Origin of the sequence: Cellulomonas sp. C5510, from assembly GCF_019797765.1 — a bacterium.
GTDB lineage: Bacteria > Actinomycetota > Actinomycetes > Actinomycetales > Cellulomonadaceae > Cellulomonas.
In genome coordinates, this window is the sequence record NZ_CP081862.1 from 3421155 (window position 1) to 3435097 (window position 13943).

General features: G+C 75.3%; 16 protein-coding genes and 3 tRNA genes. 11 read left to right on the plus strand and 8 right to left on the minus strand.

What is annotated here, in order from left to right:
* The first annotated feature begins 66 nt into the window (after nucleotides 1–66).
* Nucleotides 67–1026, plus strand: coding sequence for a UDP-glucose 4-epimerase GalE (galE, locus tag K5O09_RS15720; protein WP_222170384.1), 960 nt, complete (start codon nucleotides 67–69; stop codon nucleotides 1024–1026).
* A gap of 31 nt (nucleotides 1027–1057) precedes the next feature.
* Here galE and K5O09_RS15725 read toward each other — a convergent pair whose 3' ends face one another.
* A complete protein-coding gene (locus tag K5O09_RS15725) occupies nucleotides 1058–1975 on the minus strand; it encodes an LLM class flavin-dependent oxidoreductase (RefSeq protein WP_222170385.1) in 918 nt (305 codons plus the stop codon).
* A 42-nt stretch (nucleotides 1976–2017) separates the two neighbouring features.
* A complete protein-coding gene (locus tag K5O09_RS15730) occupies nucleotides 2018–2380 on the minus strand; it encodes a metallopeptidase family protein (protein ID WP_222170386.1) in 363 nt (120 codons plus the stop codon).
* Between the two features lie 79 nt (nucleotides 2381–2459).
* On the opposite strand from K5O09_RS15730, the gene K5O09_RS15735 reads away from it, so the two are divergent.
* The 3 genes from K5O09_RS15735 (at nucleotide 2460) to K5O09_RS15745 (ending at nucleotide 2760) form a co-directional block, all read left to right on the plus strand.
* A tRNA-Glu gene (locus tag K5O09_RS15735) sits at nucleotides 2460–2532 on the plus strand.
* A 37-nt stretch (nucleotides 2533–2569) separates the two neighbouring features.
* Nucleotides 2570–2643 (plus strand) — tRNA-Asp (locus tag K5O09_RS15740).
* A gap of 41 nt (nucleotides 2644–2684) precedes the next feature.
* A tRNA-Phe gene (locus K5O09_RS15745) sits at nucleotides 2685–2760 on the plus strand.
* 57 nt (nucleotides 2761–2817) lie between these two features.
* On the opposite strand, the gene K5O09_RS15750 is transcribed toward K5O09_RS15745, so the two are convergent.
* The gene (locus K5O09_RS15750) at nucleotides 2818–3204 is read right to left on the minus strand and encodes a DUF2087 domain-containing protein (protein ID WP_255595742.1); all 387 of its coding nucleotides are present in this window, start codon (nucleotides 3202–3204) and stop codon (nucleotides 2818–2820) included.
* A gap of 93 nt (nucleotides 3205–3297) precedes the next feature.
* Between K5O09_RS15750 and K5O09_RS15755 the strand changes: the two genes are divergently transcribed.
* Entirely contained in the window at nucleotides 3298–5667 is a 2370-nt protein-coding gene (locus K5O09_RS15755) for a transglycosylase domain-containing protein (RefSeq protein ID WP_222170387.1), read from the plus strand.
* A gap of 43 nt (nucleotides 5668–5710) precedes the next feature.
* On the opposite strand, the gene K5O09_RS15760 is transcribed toward K5O09_RS15755, so the two are convergent.
* Nucleotides 5711–5872 (minus strand): hypothetical protein, encoded by a 162-nt coding sequence (locus tag K5O09_RS15760; RefSeq protein ID WP_222170388.1) that lies wholly within the window; start codon nucleotides 5870–5872, stop codon nucleotides 5711–5713.
* A 157-nt stretch (nucleotides 5873–6029) separates the two neighbouring features.
* Between K5O09_RS15760 and K5O09_RS15765 the strand changes: the two genes are divergently transcribed.
* Nucleotides 6030–6653 carry a D-alanyl-D-alanine carboxypeptidase family protein gene (locus K5O09_RS15765; RefSeq protein ID WP_255595743.1) on the plus strand — a complete coding sequence of 208 codons (624 nt, stop codon included), beginning with the start codon at nucleotides 6030–6032 and terminating at the stop codon, nucleotides 6651–6653.
* 10 nt (nucleotides 6654–6663) lie between these two features.
* On the opposite strand, the gene K5O09_RS15770 is transcribed toward K5O09_RS15765, so the two are convergent.
* On the minus strand, nucleotides 6664–7107 hold the full coding sequence (locus K5O09_RS15770; protein WP_255595746.1) for a helix-turn-helix transcriptional regulator: 444 nt from the start codon (nucleotides 7105–7107) through the stop codon (nucleotides 6664–6666).
* A gap of 194 nt (nucleotides 7108–7301) precedes the next feature.
* On the opposite strand from K5O09_RS15770, the gene K5O09_RS15775 reads away from it, so the two are divergent.
* Together K5O09_RS15775 and K5O09_RS15780 are read left to right on the plus strand one after the other, a co-directional pair.
* On the plus strand, nucleotides 7302–8501 hold the full coding sequence (locus K5O09_RS15775) for an LLM class flavin-dependent oxidoreductase (protein ID WP_222170390.1): 1200 nt from the start codon (nucleotides 7302–7304) through the stop codon (nucleotides 8499–8501).
* Between the two features lie 132 nt (nucleotides 8502–8633).
* The gene (locus K5O09_RS15780) at nucleotides 8634–9254 is read left to right on the plus strand and encodes an FMN reductase (RefSeq protein ID WP_222170391.1); all 621 of its coding nucleotides are present in this window, start codon (nucleotides 8634–8636) and stop codon (nucleotides 9252–9254) included.
* A 49-nt stretch (nucleotides 9255–9303) separates the two neighbouring features.
* Here the strand turns inward: K5O09_RS15780 and K5O09_RS15785 are convergent, their stop codons facing one another.
* The 3 genes from K5O09_RS15785 to K5O09_RS15795 all read right to left on the minus strand — a co-directional run bounded on the left by K5O09_RS15785 (nucleotide 9304) and on the right by K5O09_RS15795 (nucleotide 12627).
* The gene (locus K5O09_RS15785) at nucleotides 9304–11562 is read right to left on the minus strand and encodes a SpoIIE family protein phosphatase (RefSeq protein WP_255595749.1); all 2259 of its coding nucleotides are present in this window, start codon (nucleotides 11560–11562) and stop codon (nucleotides 9304–9306) included.
* Nucleotides 11563–11668: 106 nt separating this feature from the next.
* A complete protein-coding gene (crcB, locus tag K5O09_RS15790) occupies nucleotides 11669–12046 on the minus strand; it encodes a fluoride efflux transporter CrcB (protein WP_222170393.1) in 378 nt (125 codons plus the stop codon).
* Entirely contained in the window at nucleotides 12043–12627 is a 585-nt protein-coding gene (locus K5O09_RS15795; RefSeq protein WP_255595752.1) for a CrcB family protein, read from the minus strand. Before K5O09_RS15795 ends, crcB begins: the two co-directional genes overlap by 4 nt.
* Nucleotides 12628–12706: 79 nt before the next feature.
* Between K5O09_RS15795 and K5O09_RS15800 the strand changes: the two genes are divergently transcribed.
* The 3 genes from K5O09_RS15800 (at nucleotide 12707) to K5O09_RS15810 (ending at nucleotide 13933) form a co-directional block, all read left to right on the plus strand.
* On the plus strand, nucleotides 12707–13144 hold the full coding sequence (locus tag K5O09_RS15800) for a phage holin family protein (RefSeq protein WP_222170395.1): 438 nt from the start codon (nucleotides 12707–12709) through the stop codon (nucleotides 13142–13144).
* An 88-nt stretch (nucleotides 13145–13232) separates the two neighbouring features.
* A complete protein-coding gene (locus K5O09_RS15805; RefSeq protein WP_222170396.1) occupies nucleotides 13233–13661 on the plus strand; it encodes a phage holin family protein in 429 nt (142 codons plus the stop codon).
* Nucleotides 13658–13933 carry a DUF3618 domain-containing protein gene (locus tag K5O09_RS15810; protein WP_222170397.1) on the plus strand — a complete coding sequence of 92 codons (276 nt, stop codon included), beginning with the start codon at nucleotides 13658–13660 and terminating at the stop codon, nucleotides 13931–13933. Before K5O09_RS15805 ends, K5O09_RS15810 begins: the two co-directional genes overlap by 4 nt.
* The last annotated feature ends 10 nt before the right edge of the window (nucleotides 13934–13943 follow it).

Consider the following 13943-nt stretch of genomic DNA (forward strand, 5'->3'; position numbering starts at 1 on the left):
GTACGAAACGGACACGAACCACCGGATCCGAGCAGAAAGCACCACCCGCGCGCTAGGCTGTCACCCATGTGGATGGTCACCGGAGGCGCGGGGTACATCGGGTCGCACGTGGTGCGGGCTCTCGGTCAGGTGGGCATCCCCGCCGTGGTCCTGGACGACCTCTCGTCCGGGCACCGGCGGTTCGTCCCCGAGGACGTGCCGCTCGTCGAGGGTTCGGTCCTCGACACCGCCCTCGTCACGGAGGCGCTGCGCGCCCACGAGGTCACCGGCGTGGTGCACCTCGCCGGCTTCAAGTACGCCGGGGTCTCCGTCCAGCGACCGCTGCACACGTACGAGCAGAACGTCACCGGGACGGCCCACCTGCTCGAGGCGATGGCCGCCGCGGACGTGCGCCGCATCGTCTTCTCGTCCAGCGCCGCCGTGTACGGCACGCCGGACGTCGACCTGGTGACCGAGCAGACCCCGACCGCCCCCGAGTCCCCGTACGGCGAGTCGAAGCTCATCGGCGAGTGGCTGCTGCGGGACCAGGCGCGCGCCGTCGAGCTCCGCCACACCTCCCTGCGCTACTTCAACGTCGTGGGCTCGGGCAGCCCCGAGCTGTCCGACACCAGCCCGCACAACCTGTTCCCCCTGGTGCTCGACGCGCTCGCCGCGGGCCGCACGCCCCGGATCAACGGCGACGACTACCCGACGCCGGACGGCACCTGCGTCCGCGACTACGTCCACGTCGCGGACCTCGCCGTCTCGCACGTGGCCGCCGCCCGCGCCCTGGCCGAGGACCGGCCGCTCCAGCCGGTCTACAACCTCGGCTCGGGGGACGGCGTCTCCGTGCGGGAGATCATGACCGCCATGGCGCAGGGCACCGGCATCGCGTTCGAGCCCGAGGTGGCCCCCCGCCGCCCGGGTGACCCCGCCCGGATCGTGGCGTCGGGCGAGGCGGCGGCGCGCGACCTCGACTGGGTCATGCGGCACACGCTGACGGAGATGGTCGCCAGCGCGTGGGAGGCCCGCCAGGCGCAGCCGTGAGGCCACGGCCCACGGGCCGGCCGCGCCGGGGTCAGCGACCCAGCCGGGACAGCGCCTCGGCCATGACGTCCTCCGAGCCGGCGTAGATCCCCTGCTCACGGGGCCAGTGCACCACGACGTCCGAGAACCCGAGGGCCGCTGCCCGCTCGACGCCCTCCACGAGGACCTCCGGCGACTCCAGCGAGTACACCGGCGCGCCGTCGAGGCTGAGGTACAGGTCGGGCGCGCGCCCGCCCGGGGCCTCCCGCGCGGCGACCTCGCGGATCTGGTCCACCATCCCGGCCAGCCCGGCCCACCACGCCTCCTGCGCGGCGGACACCGGGCCCGTCACGTCCTCCGGCGCGAACGACGGGCCGTACGTCGCCCACCCCTGACCGAACCGCGCCGCCAGCGCCATGGTGCGCGGGCCGTTCGCCGCGACGACGAACGGCGTGCGCGGCCGCGCGATCGTGCCCGGGTGCATCCGGGCGCCGTGGGCGGCGTAGAACGTGCCCTCGTGCTCCGTCTCGGGGTGGGTCAGCAGCCGGTCCAGCAGCTCGACGAACTCCTCGAACCGGCGGGTGCGCTCGCCGCGCGTCGGCGCCGGCCCGAGCACGCCCGCGTCGAACCCCTCACCGCCGGCCCCGAGCCCGAGCAGGAACCGCCCGCCCGCGACGTCGTCGAGGCCCATGACGTCCTTCGCGAACGGCACCGGGTGCCGGAAGTTCGGCGACGCGACCCACGTGCCGAGCCGGATCCGCTCGGTGACGGCGGCGGCCGCCGCGAGCAGGGGCACCGTCGCGAACCACGGCTCGTCCGCCAGCGACCGCCATGCCAGGTGGTCGTAGGTCCATGCGTGGTCGAACCCGTACTCCTCGGCGCGGCGCCAGGTGTGCCGGGCCTGCGCCCAGCGCTGCTGCGGGAGGATCACGACGCCGAGGCGCGTGCGGGCGGGGCTGACGTCGGTCACCCCGGCAGCGTAGCCACGGCCCCCGACAGCCCTGCCGGCCCGTCAGCCCCAGCCGAGCTCGTGCAGCCGGCGGTCGTCGATGCCGAAGTGGTGCGCCACCTCGTGCACCACGGTGACGGCGACCTCCTCGACGACCTCGTCCCGGTCCGCGCACAGCGCCAGGGTCGGGTTCCGGTAGATCGTGATGCGGTCCGGCAGCGACCCGGCCGCCCAGAACTCCCCGCGCTCGGTCAGCGGGACGCCCTCGTACAGCCCGAGCAGCTCCGGGTCGTCCGCCGGCGGGTCGTCCTCGACCAGCACGACGACGTTGTCCATCCGGGCCGCGAGCTCCTCCGGGATCAGGTCCAGGCCGTCCCGCACGGCGTCCTCGAAGTCCTCCCTCGACATGTCCACCACGGGGTCCATCCTGGCCGACTTTGGCGATCGGCGTTCGTACCCGTATGATCGTCACCGGTCTGAAGACGCCTCGACGTCAGGGGCGCAAGCCCCCATCGTCTAGCGGCCCAGGACCCCGCCCTTTCACGGCGGTAGCACGGGTTCGAATCCCGTTGGGGGTACGAGCCGGTGCATGTGGAAGAATAGGTCTCACTACGAGGCCCCGTAGCGCAGTTGGTTAGCGCGCCGCCCTGTCACGGCGGAGGTCGCGGGTTCAAGTCCCGTCGGGGTCGCTCGACAGCGCCGGTCCACCAGGGCCGGCGTCGTCGTCCGAGGCTCTGTAGCTCAGTTGGTAGAGCGTTCGACTGAAAATCGAAAGGTCACCGGATCGACGCCGGTCGGAGCCACCACCCGAAGCCCCGTTCGCCTCACGGCGGACGGGGCTTCGTCGTGCCCGGGCCCGGGTCTCACCCGCCCGCGCGGAGACGCCCGGCCGACGGGGCCGGGCCGGCTCCGGGCCGGTCGACGGTCGACGACGGGTCGTCGAACTCGGTGACGCGCGTACGCCAGTACTCCGCGCCGTCGCGGGTGCGCGCGACGAGGCCCGCCTCGACGAGCTCCCGCCGCAGCCCGACCGGGTCACGGCCGACCTCCGCGAGCCGCGCCGTGAGCTCGCGCTCCGGGAGCGGGTCGCCGAGACCCGGCAGGGCACCGTGCGCCAGCCACCCCAGCACCAGGTCCCGGTCCGCACGACGGCGCGGGAGCTGCTCCAGGCGGCCGCGCACCAGGAACCGGGCCGCGCGGGCGACGGGGTCCGGCACGTCGGGTCCGGTCGTCGCGGAGGTCACGTCCACCCCCGCAGGATAGGCGCGGGGAGCCGGGCCGACCTGAGACGGACCGTGCCGTTCGGCGGGCGCACCCGCCCCCACCTGGCCTAGCGTGGCGGCATGGCAGGGGGGCCGCGGCGCATGTCCATCGTCCGGGCCGTCGCGCTGCTGGTCGCGTACGTGCTCGTGGCCGGGGCGGGCGGTCTGCTGACCGCCGCGCTCGTGCTGCCCACCGTCGCGGTCGCGGACGGGACGACCGACCTCGCGATCGAGGCGTTCGAGGACCTGCCGACCGAGCTCGAACGCCCGCCGCTGTCGCAGCGGTCGACGCTGCACGCCGCGGACGGCACGCAGCTCGCCGTGTTCTGGGCGGAGAACCGCGAGGTCGTCCCGCTCGACGCGATCGCCGAGCCGATGCGCGACGCCGTCGTCGCGACGGAGGACAAGCGGTTCTACCGCCACGGCGGCATCGACCCCGAGGGCATGCTGCGCGCGTTCGTGCGGAACCTGCAGCACCCGCAGCGCACCGAGGGCGCGTCGACGCTCACGCAGCAGTACATCAAGAACGTCCTCGTCGAACGGGCGGTGCGGGAGGGCGACCTCGCCGCCGCCGACGCCGCCCGGGAGGCGAGCGGCGCCGAGGGCTACGCCCGCAAGCTCCGCGAGGCGAAGCTCGCGATCGCGCTCGAGAAGGAGCTGACCAAGGACCAGATCCTCGAGGCGTACCTCAACATCGCCCAGTTCGGGGTCAACACCTACGGGGTGCAGGCCGCGGCGGAGCGGTACTTCTCCAAGCCGGCGTCGGAGCTGACGTACCTCGAGGCCGCGACGATCGCGGGCATCACGCAGAGCCCCACGGCGACCGACCCGCTCCGCAACCCCGAGGCCGCCCGGGACCGCCGGGACGTCGTGCTGCGGCTGATGCGGCAGCAGGGGTACATCAGCCAGGCGGAGTACACCGAGGGCACCGCCACCACCCTGGAGGACACCCTGCGTCCCACCGACCCCGTCGTCGGCTGCATGGCGGCGGGGGCCGCGGTGCCGGGCTCCGGGTTCTTCTGCGACTACGTCACCAAGCTCATCCGCGACGACCCGGCGTTCGGCGAGACCGAGTCCGACCGCGTCGACCTGCTGTACCGCGGCGGCCTCACCATCACCACCACGCTCGACCCGCGCGAGCAGGCGATCGCGGACGAGCAGGTGCGCGCCGGCGTGCCCGTCGACGACCCGTCCGGCGTCGCCACGGCCCTGGTGACGGTCGAGCCCGGCACCGGGCGGATCACGTCGATGGCCCAGAACCGCGTCTACAACAACACCGAGGAGCACGGCGACCGCGAGACCGCCGTCAACTACTCCACGGACTTCCGCTACGGCGGCGGCAGCGGGTTCCCGCCCGGCTCGACGTTCAAGCCGTTCACCCTCGCGCAGTGGCTGAAGCAGGGTCACAGCCTGTCCGAGACCGTGAACGCGACCCGGTTCTCCTACCGGTTCAGCGAGTTCTCCGCGCCCTGCACCGTGCTCGAGCCCAGCACCGAGTACCGGTTCGGCAACGCCGAGGGCTCCGGCGGCGTGATGTCGGTGCTCGACGCCACCCGGAACTCCGTGAACTCCGGGTACATCGCCATGGCCTCGCAGCTCGACCTCTGCGGGATCATGGACACGGCGACCTCGCTCGGCATCCACAAGGCCGGCGGGCGGTCGGGCGCCGGGCCGTTCGACCCGCTGCCGGCGAACGTGCTGGGCAGCCAGTCCGTCGCCCCGCTGTCGATGGCGACCGCCTTCGCCGGCTTCGCCACCGGCGGCACGACCTGCACGCCCGTCGCGATCGCCTCCGTGGTCGACGCGCGCGGCGAGGAGCTGCCGGTCACGCCGTCCACCTGCACGCCCGCGCTCGAACCGCGGATCGCGAACGCCGTCAACCACGCGCTGCAGAACGTCTGGAGCGGCACGGCGAACACGGCCGCGCCGCCGTTCCCGGCCGCCGGCAAGACGGGCACGACCTCCCACAACGAGCACACGTGGTTCGTCGGCTACACACCCCTGCGGGCCACCGCCGTGTGGGTCGGGCACGCCGAGGGGACCGTCCCGATGCAGGACGTCGTCATCAACGGCCGCTACATCCGCAACGTGTACGGGTCGTCCGTCGCGGTGCCCATCTGGACGGGCTTCATGACGCGGACGCTCGAGGGGGTTCCCGTCCCGGGCTTCGCCCCCGCGGGCCAGGACGAGCTGCTCGGCCGGCAGGTGCCGGTCCCCTGGGTCGTGGGCCGGGACGAGGCGGGCGCGCGCGCGGCGCTCGTGGCCGCCGGGTTCCGCGTCGTGACGGGGCCGCCGGTGCCGTCCGACCTCGCTCCGGGCCGCGTGGCGCAGCAGAGCCGGTCGGGCTCGGCGACGGCAGGGTCGACCGTGACGCTGTCACCGTCCGCGGGTCCGGCGCCCGGGCCTCCCGCGGGCCCCGGACCGGCTCAGCCGGCCCCACCGACACCCTGACGCCGAGGCGCCGAGGCCCGGCCGGTTCGGGCCGTCGCGGCGCTCAGGCCGTCGCGGCCAGGGGCGCGGGCTCGTCCGCCAGCACGACCACCAGGTCGTCACCGGTCGCGTCGTCCACGACGACCACCGCCCGGGTGCCGCAGACGCACAGGAGCTCGACGCCGTCCGCGTCGTCGAACCAGGTGCACACGTGCCGCTCGTCCATGTGCACGACGGTACGCACGACCACCGACACGACCGCACTGCGACCCCCGCGTGTCGCGATCTGCCGCACGACGACGCGGTGCGCCCGCTCCGCTCAGGACGCGGGACCCGCGGCCGATGGGGACCAGGAGCACCTCGGGGGAAGGAGTACGGCCGGCATGGGCGTGGACGGCATCGCGGCGATCGGCCAGCGCATCGCGGCCATCCAGGCGACCCTCGGGTCGTTCGCGCCGGCGACCACCACCACGACGGCGGCGACCACGTCGACCACGTCGGGCACCGACTTCGCGCGCGCCCTCGAGCTCGCCGTCGCGGGCACCGGTGCCGGGCCGGCCGCCGGAGCGGGCGCGGTGCCCGGGCCCTCCGGGGCGTCCGGCACGCTCACCGCCGACGGGGTGCCCACGGAGCTCGCGGCGTACGGCAACGGCCGCATCCCGGCGGCGGCCCTCGCCGAGGTCGACGGCACCGGGCACCGGCTGTGGGCCCCCGCGGCGGACGCCCTGGAGCGCCTGCGCGCCGACGCCGCCCGCGCGGGCGTGACCGTCGGGATCACCGACTCGTACCGGTCCTACGAGGCGCAGGTGGACGTCGCGGCGCGCAAGGGCCTGTACTCGCAGGGCGGCCTGGCGGCGGTGCCGGGCACGAGCGACCACGGCTGGGGCATGGCGGTCGACCTGGACCTCGACGACGCAGCCCAGTCCTGGATGCGGGCGAACGCCGGCCGCTACGGCTTCGTCGAGGACACCCCGCGCGAGCCGTGGCACTGGGCGTACCAAGCCTGAGCCGGACGGGTCAGGCGTCGTCCCGCCGGACGGCGCGGGCGCCGAGGTCCCACGGCTGGAACTCCCGCTCCCGCTCGGTGCGCACCCGCGGTGCGGGCTCGGTGCGGACGCGCGGCGCGTCGTCGACGGGCGTGCCCTCGCCGAGCAGCACGTCCTCCAGCGGCCGGTAGCGGAACTCCGCCTGGCGCCGGTACCGCTCGATCCAGAGCGTCATGAGGTCGAACACCTCGGTCTCCAGGTGCACCCACCGGCGCTGCGCCTCGCGGCGCCTGCTGACGAGCCCGGCGTCCTCGAGCACGCGCAGGTGCTTCGACACCGCCTGGGTGGTGACGTCGTACGGGGCCGCGAGCTCGCCCACCGTCGCGTCGCCGGACGCGAGCCGGGCGACGACGTCGCGGCGCAGCGGGTCCGCGAGCGCCGCGAACACCTGGGAGAGCCGGTCGTCGCCGGGCACGGATCCTCCTCCGACGGCCGGTGCGGGTCGTCCGCGAGGCTGCCACGCACGCCCGCCGGTGGTCAACCGCCCGGTTGCGGACGAGTGGCGCTCGCACCTCGCGGGACCTTCGTCCCGGTGGACGGAATAGATCGACGACGCGCCCGGTTGCAGCGCCATGTACATGCAAACGCATCGAGTTTGAGGAGCGCGAGATGCAGTTCGGAGTCTTCACGGTCAGCGACATCACGCCTGACCCCACGACGGGCCGCACGCCCGACGACACCGAGCGTGTCCGCTCGATCCTCGCGATCGCGGAGCACGCGGAGGAGGTCGGCCTCGACGTCTTCGCGACCGGCGAGCACCACAACCCGCCGTTCGTCGCGTCGTCCCCCACCACCCTGCTCGGCTACCTGGCCGCCCGCACGCAGCGCATCGTGCTGTCCACCGCGACCACGCTGATCACCACCAACGACCCGGTCCGCCTGGCCGAGGAGTACGCGATGCTCCAGGTCGTCTCCGACGGCCGGATGGACCTCATGATGGGCCGCGGCAACACCGGCCCCGTCTACCCGTGGTTCGGCCAGGACATCCGCCAGGGCATCCCGCTGGCCATCGAGAACTACGCCCTGCTGCGCCGCCTCTGGGAGGAGGACGTCGTGGACTGGGAGGGCAAGTTCCGCACCCCGCTCCAGGGCTTCACCTCGACCCCGCGCCCGCTGGACGGCGTCCCGCCGTTCGTGTGGCACGGCTCGATCCGCAGCCCCGAGATCGCGGAGCAGGCCGCCTACTACGGCGACGGGTTCTTCCACAACAACATCTTCTGGCCGATGAGCCACACGAAGCAGATGGTCCAGTTCTACCGGCAGCGGTTCGAGCACTACGGCCACGGCCGGGCGGACCAGGCGATCGTGGGCCTCGGCGGCCAGGTGTTCATGCGGAAGAACTCGCAGGACGCCGTCGACGAGTTCCGGCCGTACTTCGACAACGCGCCGGTGTACGGCCACGGGCCGTCCCTGGAGGACTTCTCCGCCCAGACCCCGCTCACCGTCGGCTCGCCGCAGCAGGTCATCGACCGCTACGCCGCCATGCGGCACGAGGTCGGCGCCTACCAGCGGCAGCTGTTCCTCATCGACCACGCGGGCCTGCCGCTGAAGACGGTGCTCGAGCAGCTCGACATCCTCGGCGGCGAGGTCGTGCCGGTGCTCCGCAAGGAGATGGAGTCCGACCGCCCCGCGCACGTGCCGTCCGACCCGCCGAGCCACGCCGAGCGCGTCGCGGCCGCCCGCGCGGCCGGCGAGGTGCACGCCCAGCCCGTCGCGGCCGCCGACCACTGGACCGGCAGGACCGCCGAGGACGACGCCGCCGCCGCGGACGCGGTGACCGCCCGCCCCGGTGCCGCCTTCGGCCTCTGATCCCGCATCCCGGACAGCCGGGAACACCCCCGCCGGGCGGGAGGTTCGACGCAGTGGGCGCCCTCCGGGGCACCCCGCACCGCCTCCCGCCCGGCACCCGCACCGCCGTCACGGCACCAAGGAGCCACCCCCATGACCCAGCGCACGATCGTCGCGCTGTCGGCCGGACTCGGCCGCCCGTCGTCCACCCGCCTGCTCGCCGACCGGCTCGCCGAGGCGACCGCGACCGGGCTCGCGGACCGCGGCGACCTCGCGGAGGTCCGCGTCGTCGAGCTGCGCGACCACGCCCACGAGATCGTCGACGCGATGCTCACCGGCTTCCCGCCGCCCGCGCTCGCCGGGGTGATCGAGGCCGTCACCGGCGCGGACGCGGTCATCGCCGTGACACCGCTGTTCACCACGACGTACTCCGGCCTGTTCAAGTCGTTCGTCGACGTGCTCGACAAGGACGCGCTCGTCGGGATGCCGGTGCTGCTCGGCGCGACCGGCGGCACCGCCCGGCACTCGCTGGCGCTCGAGTACTCGATCCGCCCGCTGTTCACCTACCTGCGGGCCGACGTCGCGACCACGTCGGTGTTCGCCGCGACCGACGACTGGGCGTCGGGCTCGACCGCCGGCGAGCCGAACCCGCTGCCGGCGCGCATCCGCCGCGCGGGAGCCGAGCTCGCCGCCACGGTCGCCGCCCGCGGGCCGCGCGGGCCGCAGGACCCGTTCGCCGGCGCGCCGAGCTTCGCGGACCTCCTCGGCGGCTGAGCCGGGAGGTCAGCACGACGCCGGCCCCGGTCGGCCGACCGGGAGCGCGTCAGGCCCGCGTCAGCAGCAGCAGCGTCGCGTCGTCGTCCGAACCCGGGCCCGGGCCGCGCAGCCGGAGGGCGAGGTCCGCGAGCCCTCCGGCGCACGGGCGGCCGACGCGCTCGACGGCGCGCTCCATCGCGACGCGGAGCGACTCACCCCGCCGCTCGATCAGGCCGTCGGTCAGCAGCAGCAGCGCGTCGCCCGGCTCGAGCACCAGCGTCTCCGACCGCGGGTCGCCCTCCAGCAGGCCCACCAGCGGCGAGCCCAGCGGCCGGCGCCAGGCCGCGGTCCCGTCCGCGCGCACCACCAGCGGCGGCAGGTGCCCGGCCGACGCGTGCTCGACGACGCCGGTCGCCGGGTCGAGCACGGCGAGCGCCAGCGTGGCCATCTGACCCGGCAGGATCCAGCGCGCCAGCCGGCCGACACGACCGAGCACCACCGCCGGGGGCGCCGAGTCCAGCAGGTACGCGCGGACGGCGTTGCGGAGCTGCCCCATGGCCGCGGCCGCGGGCAGCCCGTGCCCGGTCACGTCGCCGACGGCCAGCGCCAGCCGTCCGTCCGCGAGCACCAGGCCGTCGTACCAGTCGCCGCCCACCTGGCCGGTGCCCGCCGGCTCGTACCGGGCGTCCACCGCCCAGCCGGGCACCGCGGGCAGCGTCGGCGGCAGCAGGGTCCGCTGCAGGGCACGGGCGGCGCCGACCTCGACCTGCCCCCGCCGGAACAGCGCCTCGACGAGGTGGCTGCGCAGGTCGGCCGCGTTGCCCGCGTGGCGGTCGTCCCACGGCTGCGACCGGCCGCGCACGTGCTCCCGCCACAGGGCGAAGGACGTCCGCGGGCCCAGCCGCACGCCTCCCTCCTCCCGGACCTCGACCTTGCCGTGCGGGTCGCCGCCCCAGTCGACCGTCCGCACGACCTCGTCGCGCACCCAGACCACCGTCCCGCCGTCCGGCAGCGCGAACGCGACCACCCCGGCGACGCCGGGCACCTGCGGCGCACCCGGCTCCTCCGCGAGCCGGTCCGTCGCCACGACGCCGTCGCCGAGGGCGCTGCCCCAGGACGCGAGCCGGTGGCAGGACGCCTCGTCGGGGACGCGGCCGCGCGTCGCGAGATCTCCCCCGGCGCACACGACGACGCCGTCCGCAGGCACCAGGTCGAGCAGGTCGCCGGTGCGGGTCAGCGCCTGCGCGAGCCGGACGTCCTCGTCCCGGCTCGCGGCCACCAGGCGCGCCAGCACGCCCGACGCGCGGCGGGACTCCGCGAGCAGGTCCTGCTCGACCTGCGCCACCAGGCGCGCGGACAGCGCCACGCCGAGGAACTCGGAGGCTGCCCTGACGCCGTACGACGGCGCGTGCGGGCCGGCGTAGTGGTGGCAGGCGACCATGCCCCACAGCCGGCCGTCCCGCAGCAGGGAGATCGACATCGACGCGCGCACGCCCATGGTCCGGAGGTACTCGCAGTGGATCGGCGAGACGCTGCGCAGCGTCGCGTACGTCAGGTCCAGCGGGCGCCCGCTCAGCGGCTCGTCGGTGGGCACCACCGGGACGGGCGCGTAGTCGACGTCCGAGATCAGCCGGATCCAGCTCTTCTCGTACATCGCGCGCGCCTGCGGCGGGATGTCGGAGGCCGGGTAGTGCAGGCCCAGGAACGGCTCGAGGTCGTCCCGGCGGGCCTCGGCGACCACCTCGCCGTTGTACTCCGCGTCGAACCGGTAGACCATCACGCGGTCGAAGCCCGTCAGCCGCCGCACGTGCCGGGCGGCCTGGTCGTACAGCCCGTCGAGCGTGCCGGTCCGGTTCAGGTCGGCGATCGCGTCCCGGACCAGCTCGTACGTGCTCCCGTACGTCAGGGGCCGCGGGCCGTCCGCGGGCTCGAGCTCGACGACGAACACCGGTCCCGGGTCGGCGGCCGTGGCGGGCGGCGGTCGGTGCACCACGACGTCCATGACCACCGCGCGGTCGCCGGCGCCGACCTGCACCAGACCGGGGTTGCGGGTGCGGTGGTCCGCGAGCGCGGCGACCTGCTCCAGCACCACACGCGCGGCGGGCTCCCCCAGCACCTCCGGGAGCGACCGGCCGAGCACCCCGTCGACGCCCGGGCCGAGCAGCGCCGTCGCGTTCGCGGAGCACTGGAGGACGACGGCGCCGGCCTCGCGCACCACCAGCAGGTAGCCGCGCGGCTGCACCGAGCCGGGGATGTGGATGGGCTCGCGCGCGCAGTTGTCGAGGTCGATCGGTTCCCCGGGAGGGACGAGGGTGTACTCCGTCACCCACCCCCCTCTCGCGGGCCCGGCGCGGCCGGGCGTCATCCCGGCACCCGACGACGAGGCCACCGCCGACCCTCGCAAACGGGTCGTCCCGTCGCAAGTGCGGCGGTCACCGGCCCGCGAGCGCCATCACCGCGGTGCCGGCGGCGGCCGCCGCGACCGTCAGCACGGCGGTGCCGAGCAGGTTGGCCACCGCCCGGCCCCGCTCGCCCGCCTGCACGAGCCGCACCGTCTCGACCGCGGCGGCGGAGAACGTCGTGTAGCCGCCGCAGAACCCGGTCGCGAGCAGGAGCTGCCACGTCGCGGGCAGCCCGAGGTAGACGTGCGCGCCCGCCACCAGGCCGATGAGGAACGAGCCGGTCACGTTGACGGTCACCGTCGCGACCGGCAGCACCGTCCGGCCCCGCGCCCGGATGGTGCCGTCCACCCAGAACCGCGCCGCGGCGCCCGCCCCTCCGGCGAAGGCGACGAGCAGGGCGCCCGTCACGTCCGCCCCCCACGGCCCCGGGCTGCCAGGCCGACCGCGGCCACGCCCGCTGCCGCGCACACGACGCCGCCCACCAGGGTCGCGCCCGCGTAGGCGAGCGCCGTGCCCGCGGCCCCGTCGGCCAGCAGCCGTTCCGTCTCGAGCGCCAGCGAGGAGAACGTGGTGAAACCGCCGAGCACCCCCGTACCGAGCGCGAGCCGTGCCCGCAGCACGCCCGGCGTCTCGGGGCCGCGCCGGCCCAGCGCCTCGAGGAGCGCGCCGAGCAGGAACGCGCCGACGAGGTTCGCCGTGAGGGTGGCCACCGGCCAGCCGTGCTGCACCGGCAGGGCCTGCGCGAGGCCGAGGCGTCCGAGCGAGCCGGCTGCGCCGCCCACCGCGACCAGCAGCGCGAGACCCGCGCGGCGGTGCGCCGGGCGCCCGGCCGGCGCGGGCCGGGAGGACGCGGAGGGATCGCCCGCGGCGGCGGGGACGGCGGACGGACGGGACGTGGCGGGCTCCTGCGGGGCGGACGACGGCGGGACGGGCGCAGCACCGCCCGGGACGGAGCCATCCTGACGCACCCGGGCGCGCGCCCGCACCACGACGCACCGCGCCCCGCAGTGCGTCGCCGCCCCCCTGGTGACTAGGGTTGGGCGGAGACGCTGGCCGAGGGAGGACACCGTGGGCAAGGCCGAGGACGAGACCCGTCGGCCCGGGCTGTTCAGCAGGCTCGCCGAGCCGCTCGCGGAGCGCACCCGCGAGCGCATCGAGCACGTCGAGGACCGCGTGCGGCGCTCCATCCAGTCGGAGATCGACGCGGTCAGCCGCTCGGTGCGGGCGCGGGCCGTGCAGGTGCGTCCCAGCGCCATCGCGTTCGCCGTCGCGCTGCTGCTGACCGTCTTCGGGCTCGCCCTCCTCGTGACCGCCGGCGTCGTCGCGCTCGCCCTCGTGCTGCCGCTGTGGCTGTCCGCGCTGCTGGCCGGCGTGCTGCTGGTCCTCGTCGCCGCCGGCTGCGCCGCATGGGGCCGCAGCAAGCTGCCTCAGCCCGTCCGCGTCGCGCCGGCCGGGCCCGGGCCCGCGCCCGACGCGGAGGAGCTCGTGCACCCGTGGACGGACTGACGGCGGCTCCCGTGCGCCGCCCACCTGCGCCGATCCGCAGGACGCGCCAGACTAGGCGGAACGCCACCCGTCCACGAAGGAGCACCGGATGACGACGACATCGGGCAGCGGGTCCGGCCCGGACCAGCAGTCGATCGGCCAGCTCATCAGCCGCCTCGCCGAGCAGTCCGCCCGGCTCGTGCGTGCCGAGATCGACCTCGCGAAGGCCGAGCTCGCCCAGAAGGCCAAGGCGGCAGGCATCGGCGCGGGGCTGCTCGCGGGGGCCGCCTTCCTCGGCTTCTTCACGTTCGTGGTGCTGCTGACCACCGTGATCCTCGCCCTGAGCGAGGCGGTGCCCCCGTGGCTCGCCGCGCTCATCGTGCTGGTGGTGCTCGCCGTCGGCACGGCCGTGCTGGGCCTGCTGGGCGTCAAGAGCCTGCAGAAGAGCACGCCGCCCGCCCCGGAGAAGGCCGTGGCCGGCATCAAGGAGGACGCCGAGACGGTGTCCCGGTCCGTCAAGGAGGGCCTGCGCCGATGAGCGACTCCACGCCCAAGCCGTCCATCACGGACCTCGAGAGCGAGATCGCGCTGACCCGCGCGGAGCTCGCCGGGACCGCCGACGCCCTCGCCGCGAGGCTGAGCCCGAAGCGGCAGGTGGCCGACGCCCGCGCGGGTGCGGAGAAGCTGCTCCGGGACGCGGTCGGCACGGACCCGGCCGCCGACCCCGCGAACCGTGGACGCGCGCGCGCCGTGCTCGCCGCAGGCGTGGGGGGCCTCGCCCTGCTGGTGGTGCTGGCGGTCCGCCGCTGACGTCCGGACC

Coding starts and splice junctions, on each gene's coding strand:
- galE (WP_222170384.1), top strand. CDS start 67: ATGTGGATGGTCACCGGAGGCGCGGGGTACATCGGGTCGCACGTGGTG.
- K5O09_RS15730 (WP_222170386.1), bottom strand. CDS start 2,380: ATGGACCCCGTGGTGGACATGTCGAGGGAGGACTTCGAGGACGCCGTG.
- K5O09_RS15755 (WP_222170387.1), top strand. CDS start 3,298: ATGGCAGGGGGGCCGCGGCGCATGTCCATCGTCCGGGCCGTCGCGCTG.
- K5O09_RS15760 (WP_222170388.1), bottom strand. CDS start 5,872: ATGGACGAGCGGCACGTGTGCACCTGGTTCGACGACGCGGACGGCGTC.
- K5O09_RS15765 (WP_255595743.1), top strand. CDS start 6,030: ATGGGCGTGGACGGCATCGCGGCGATCGGCCAGCGCATCGCGGCCATC.
- K5O09_RS15775 (WP_222170390.1), top strand. CDS start 7,302: ATGCAGTTCGGAGTCTTCACGGTCAGCGACATCACGCCTGACCCCACG.
- K5O09_RS15780 (WP_222170391.1), top strand. CDS start 8,634: ATGACCCAGCGCACGATCGTCGCGCTGTCGGCCGGACTCGGCCGCCCG.
- K5O09_RS15805 (WP_222170396.1), top strand. CDS start 13,233: ATGACGACGACATCGGGCAGCGGGTCCGGCCCGGACCAGCAGTCGATC.
- K5O09_RS15810 (WP_222170397.1), top strand. CDS start 13,658: ATGAGCGACTCCACGCCCAAGCCGTCCATCACGGACCTCGAGAGCGAG.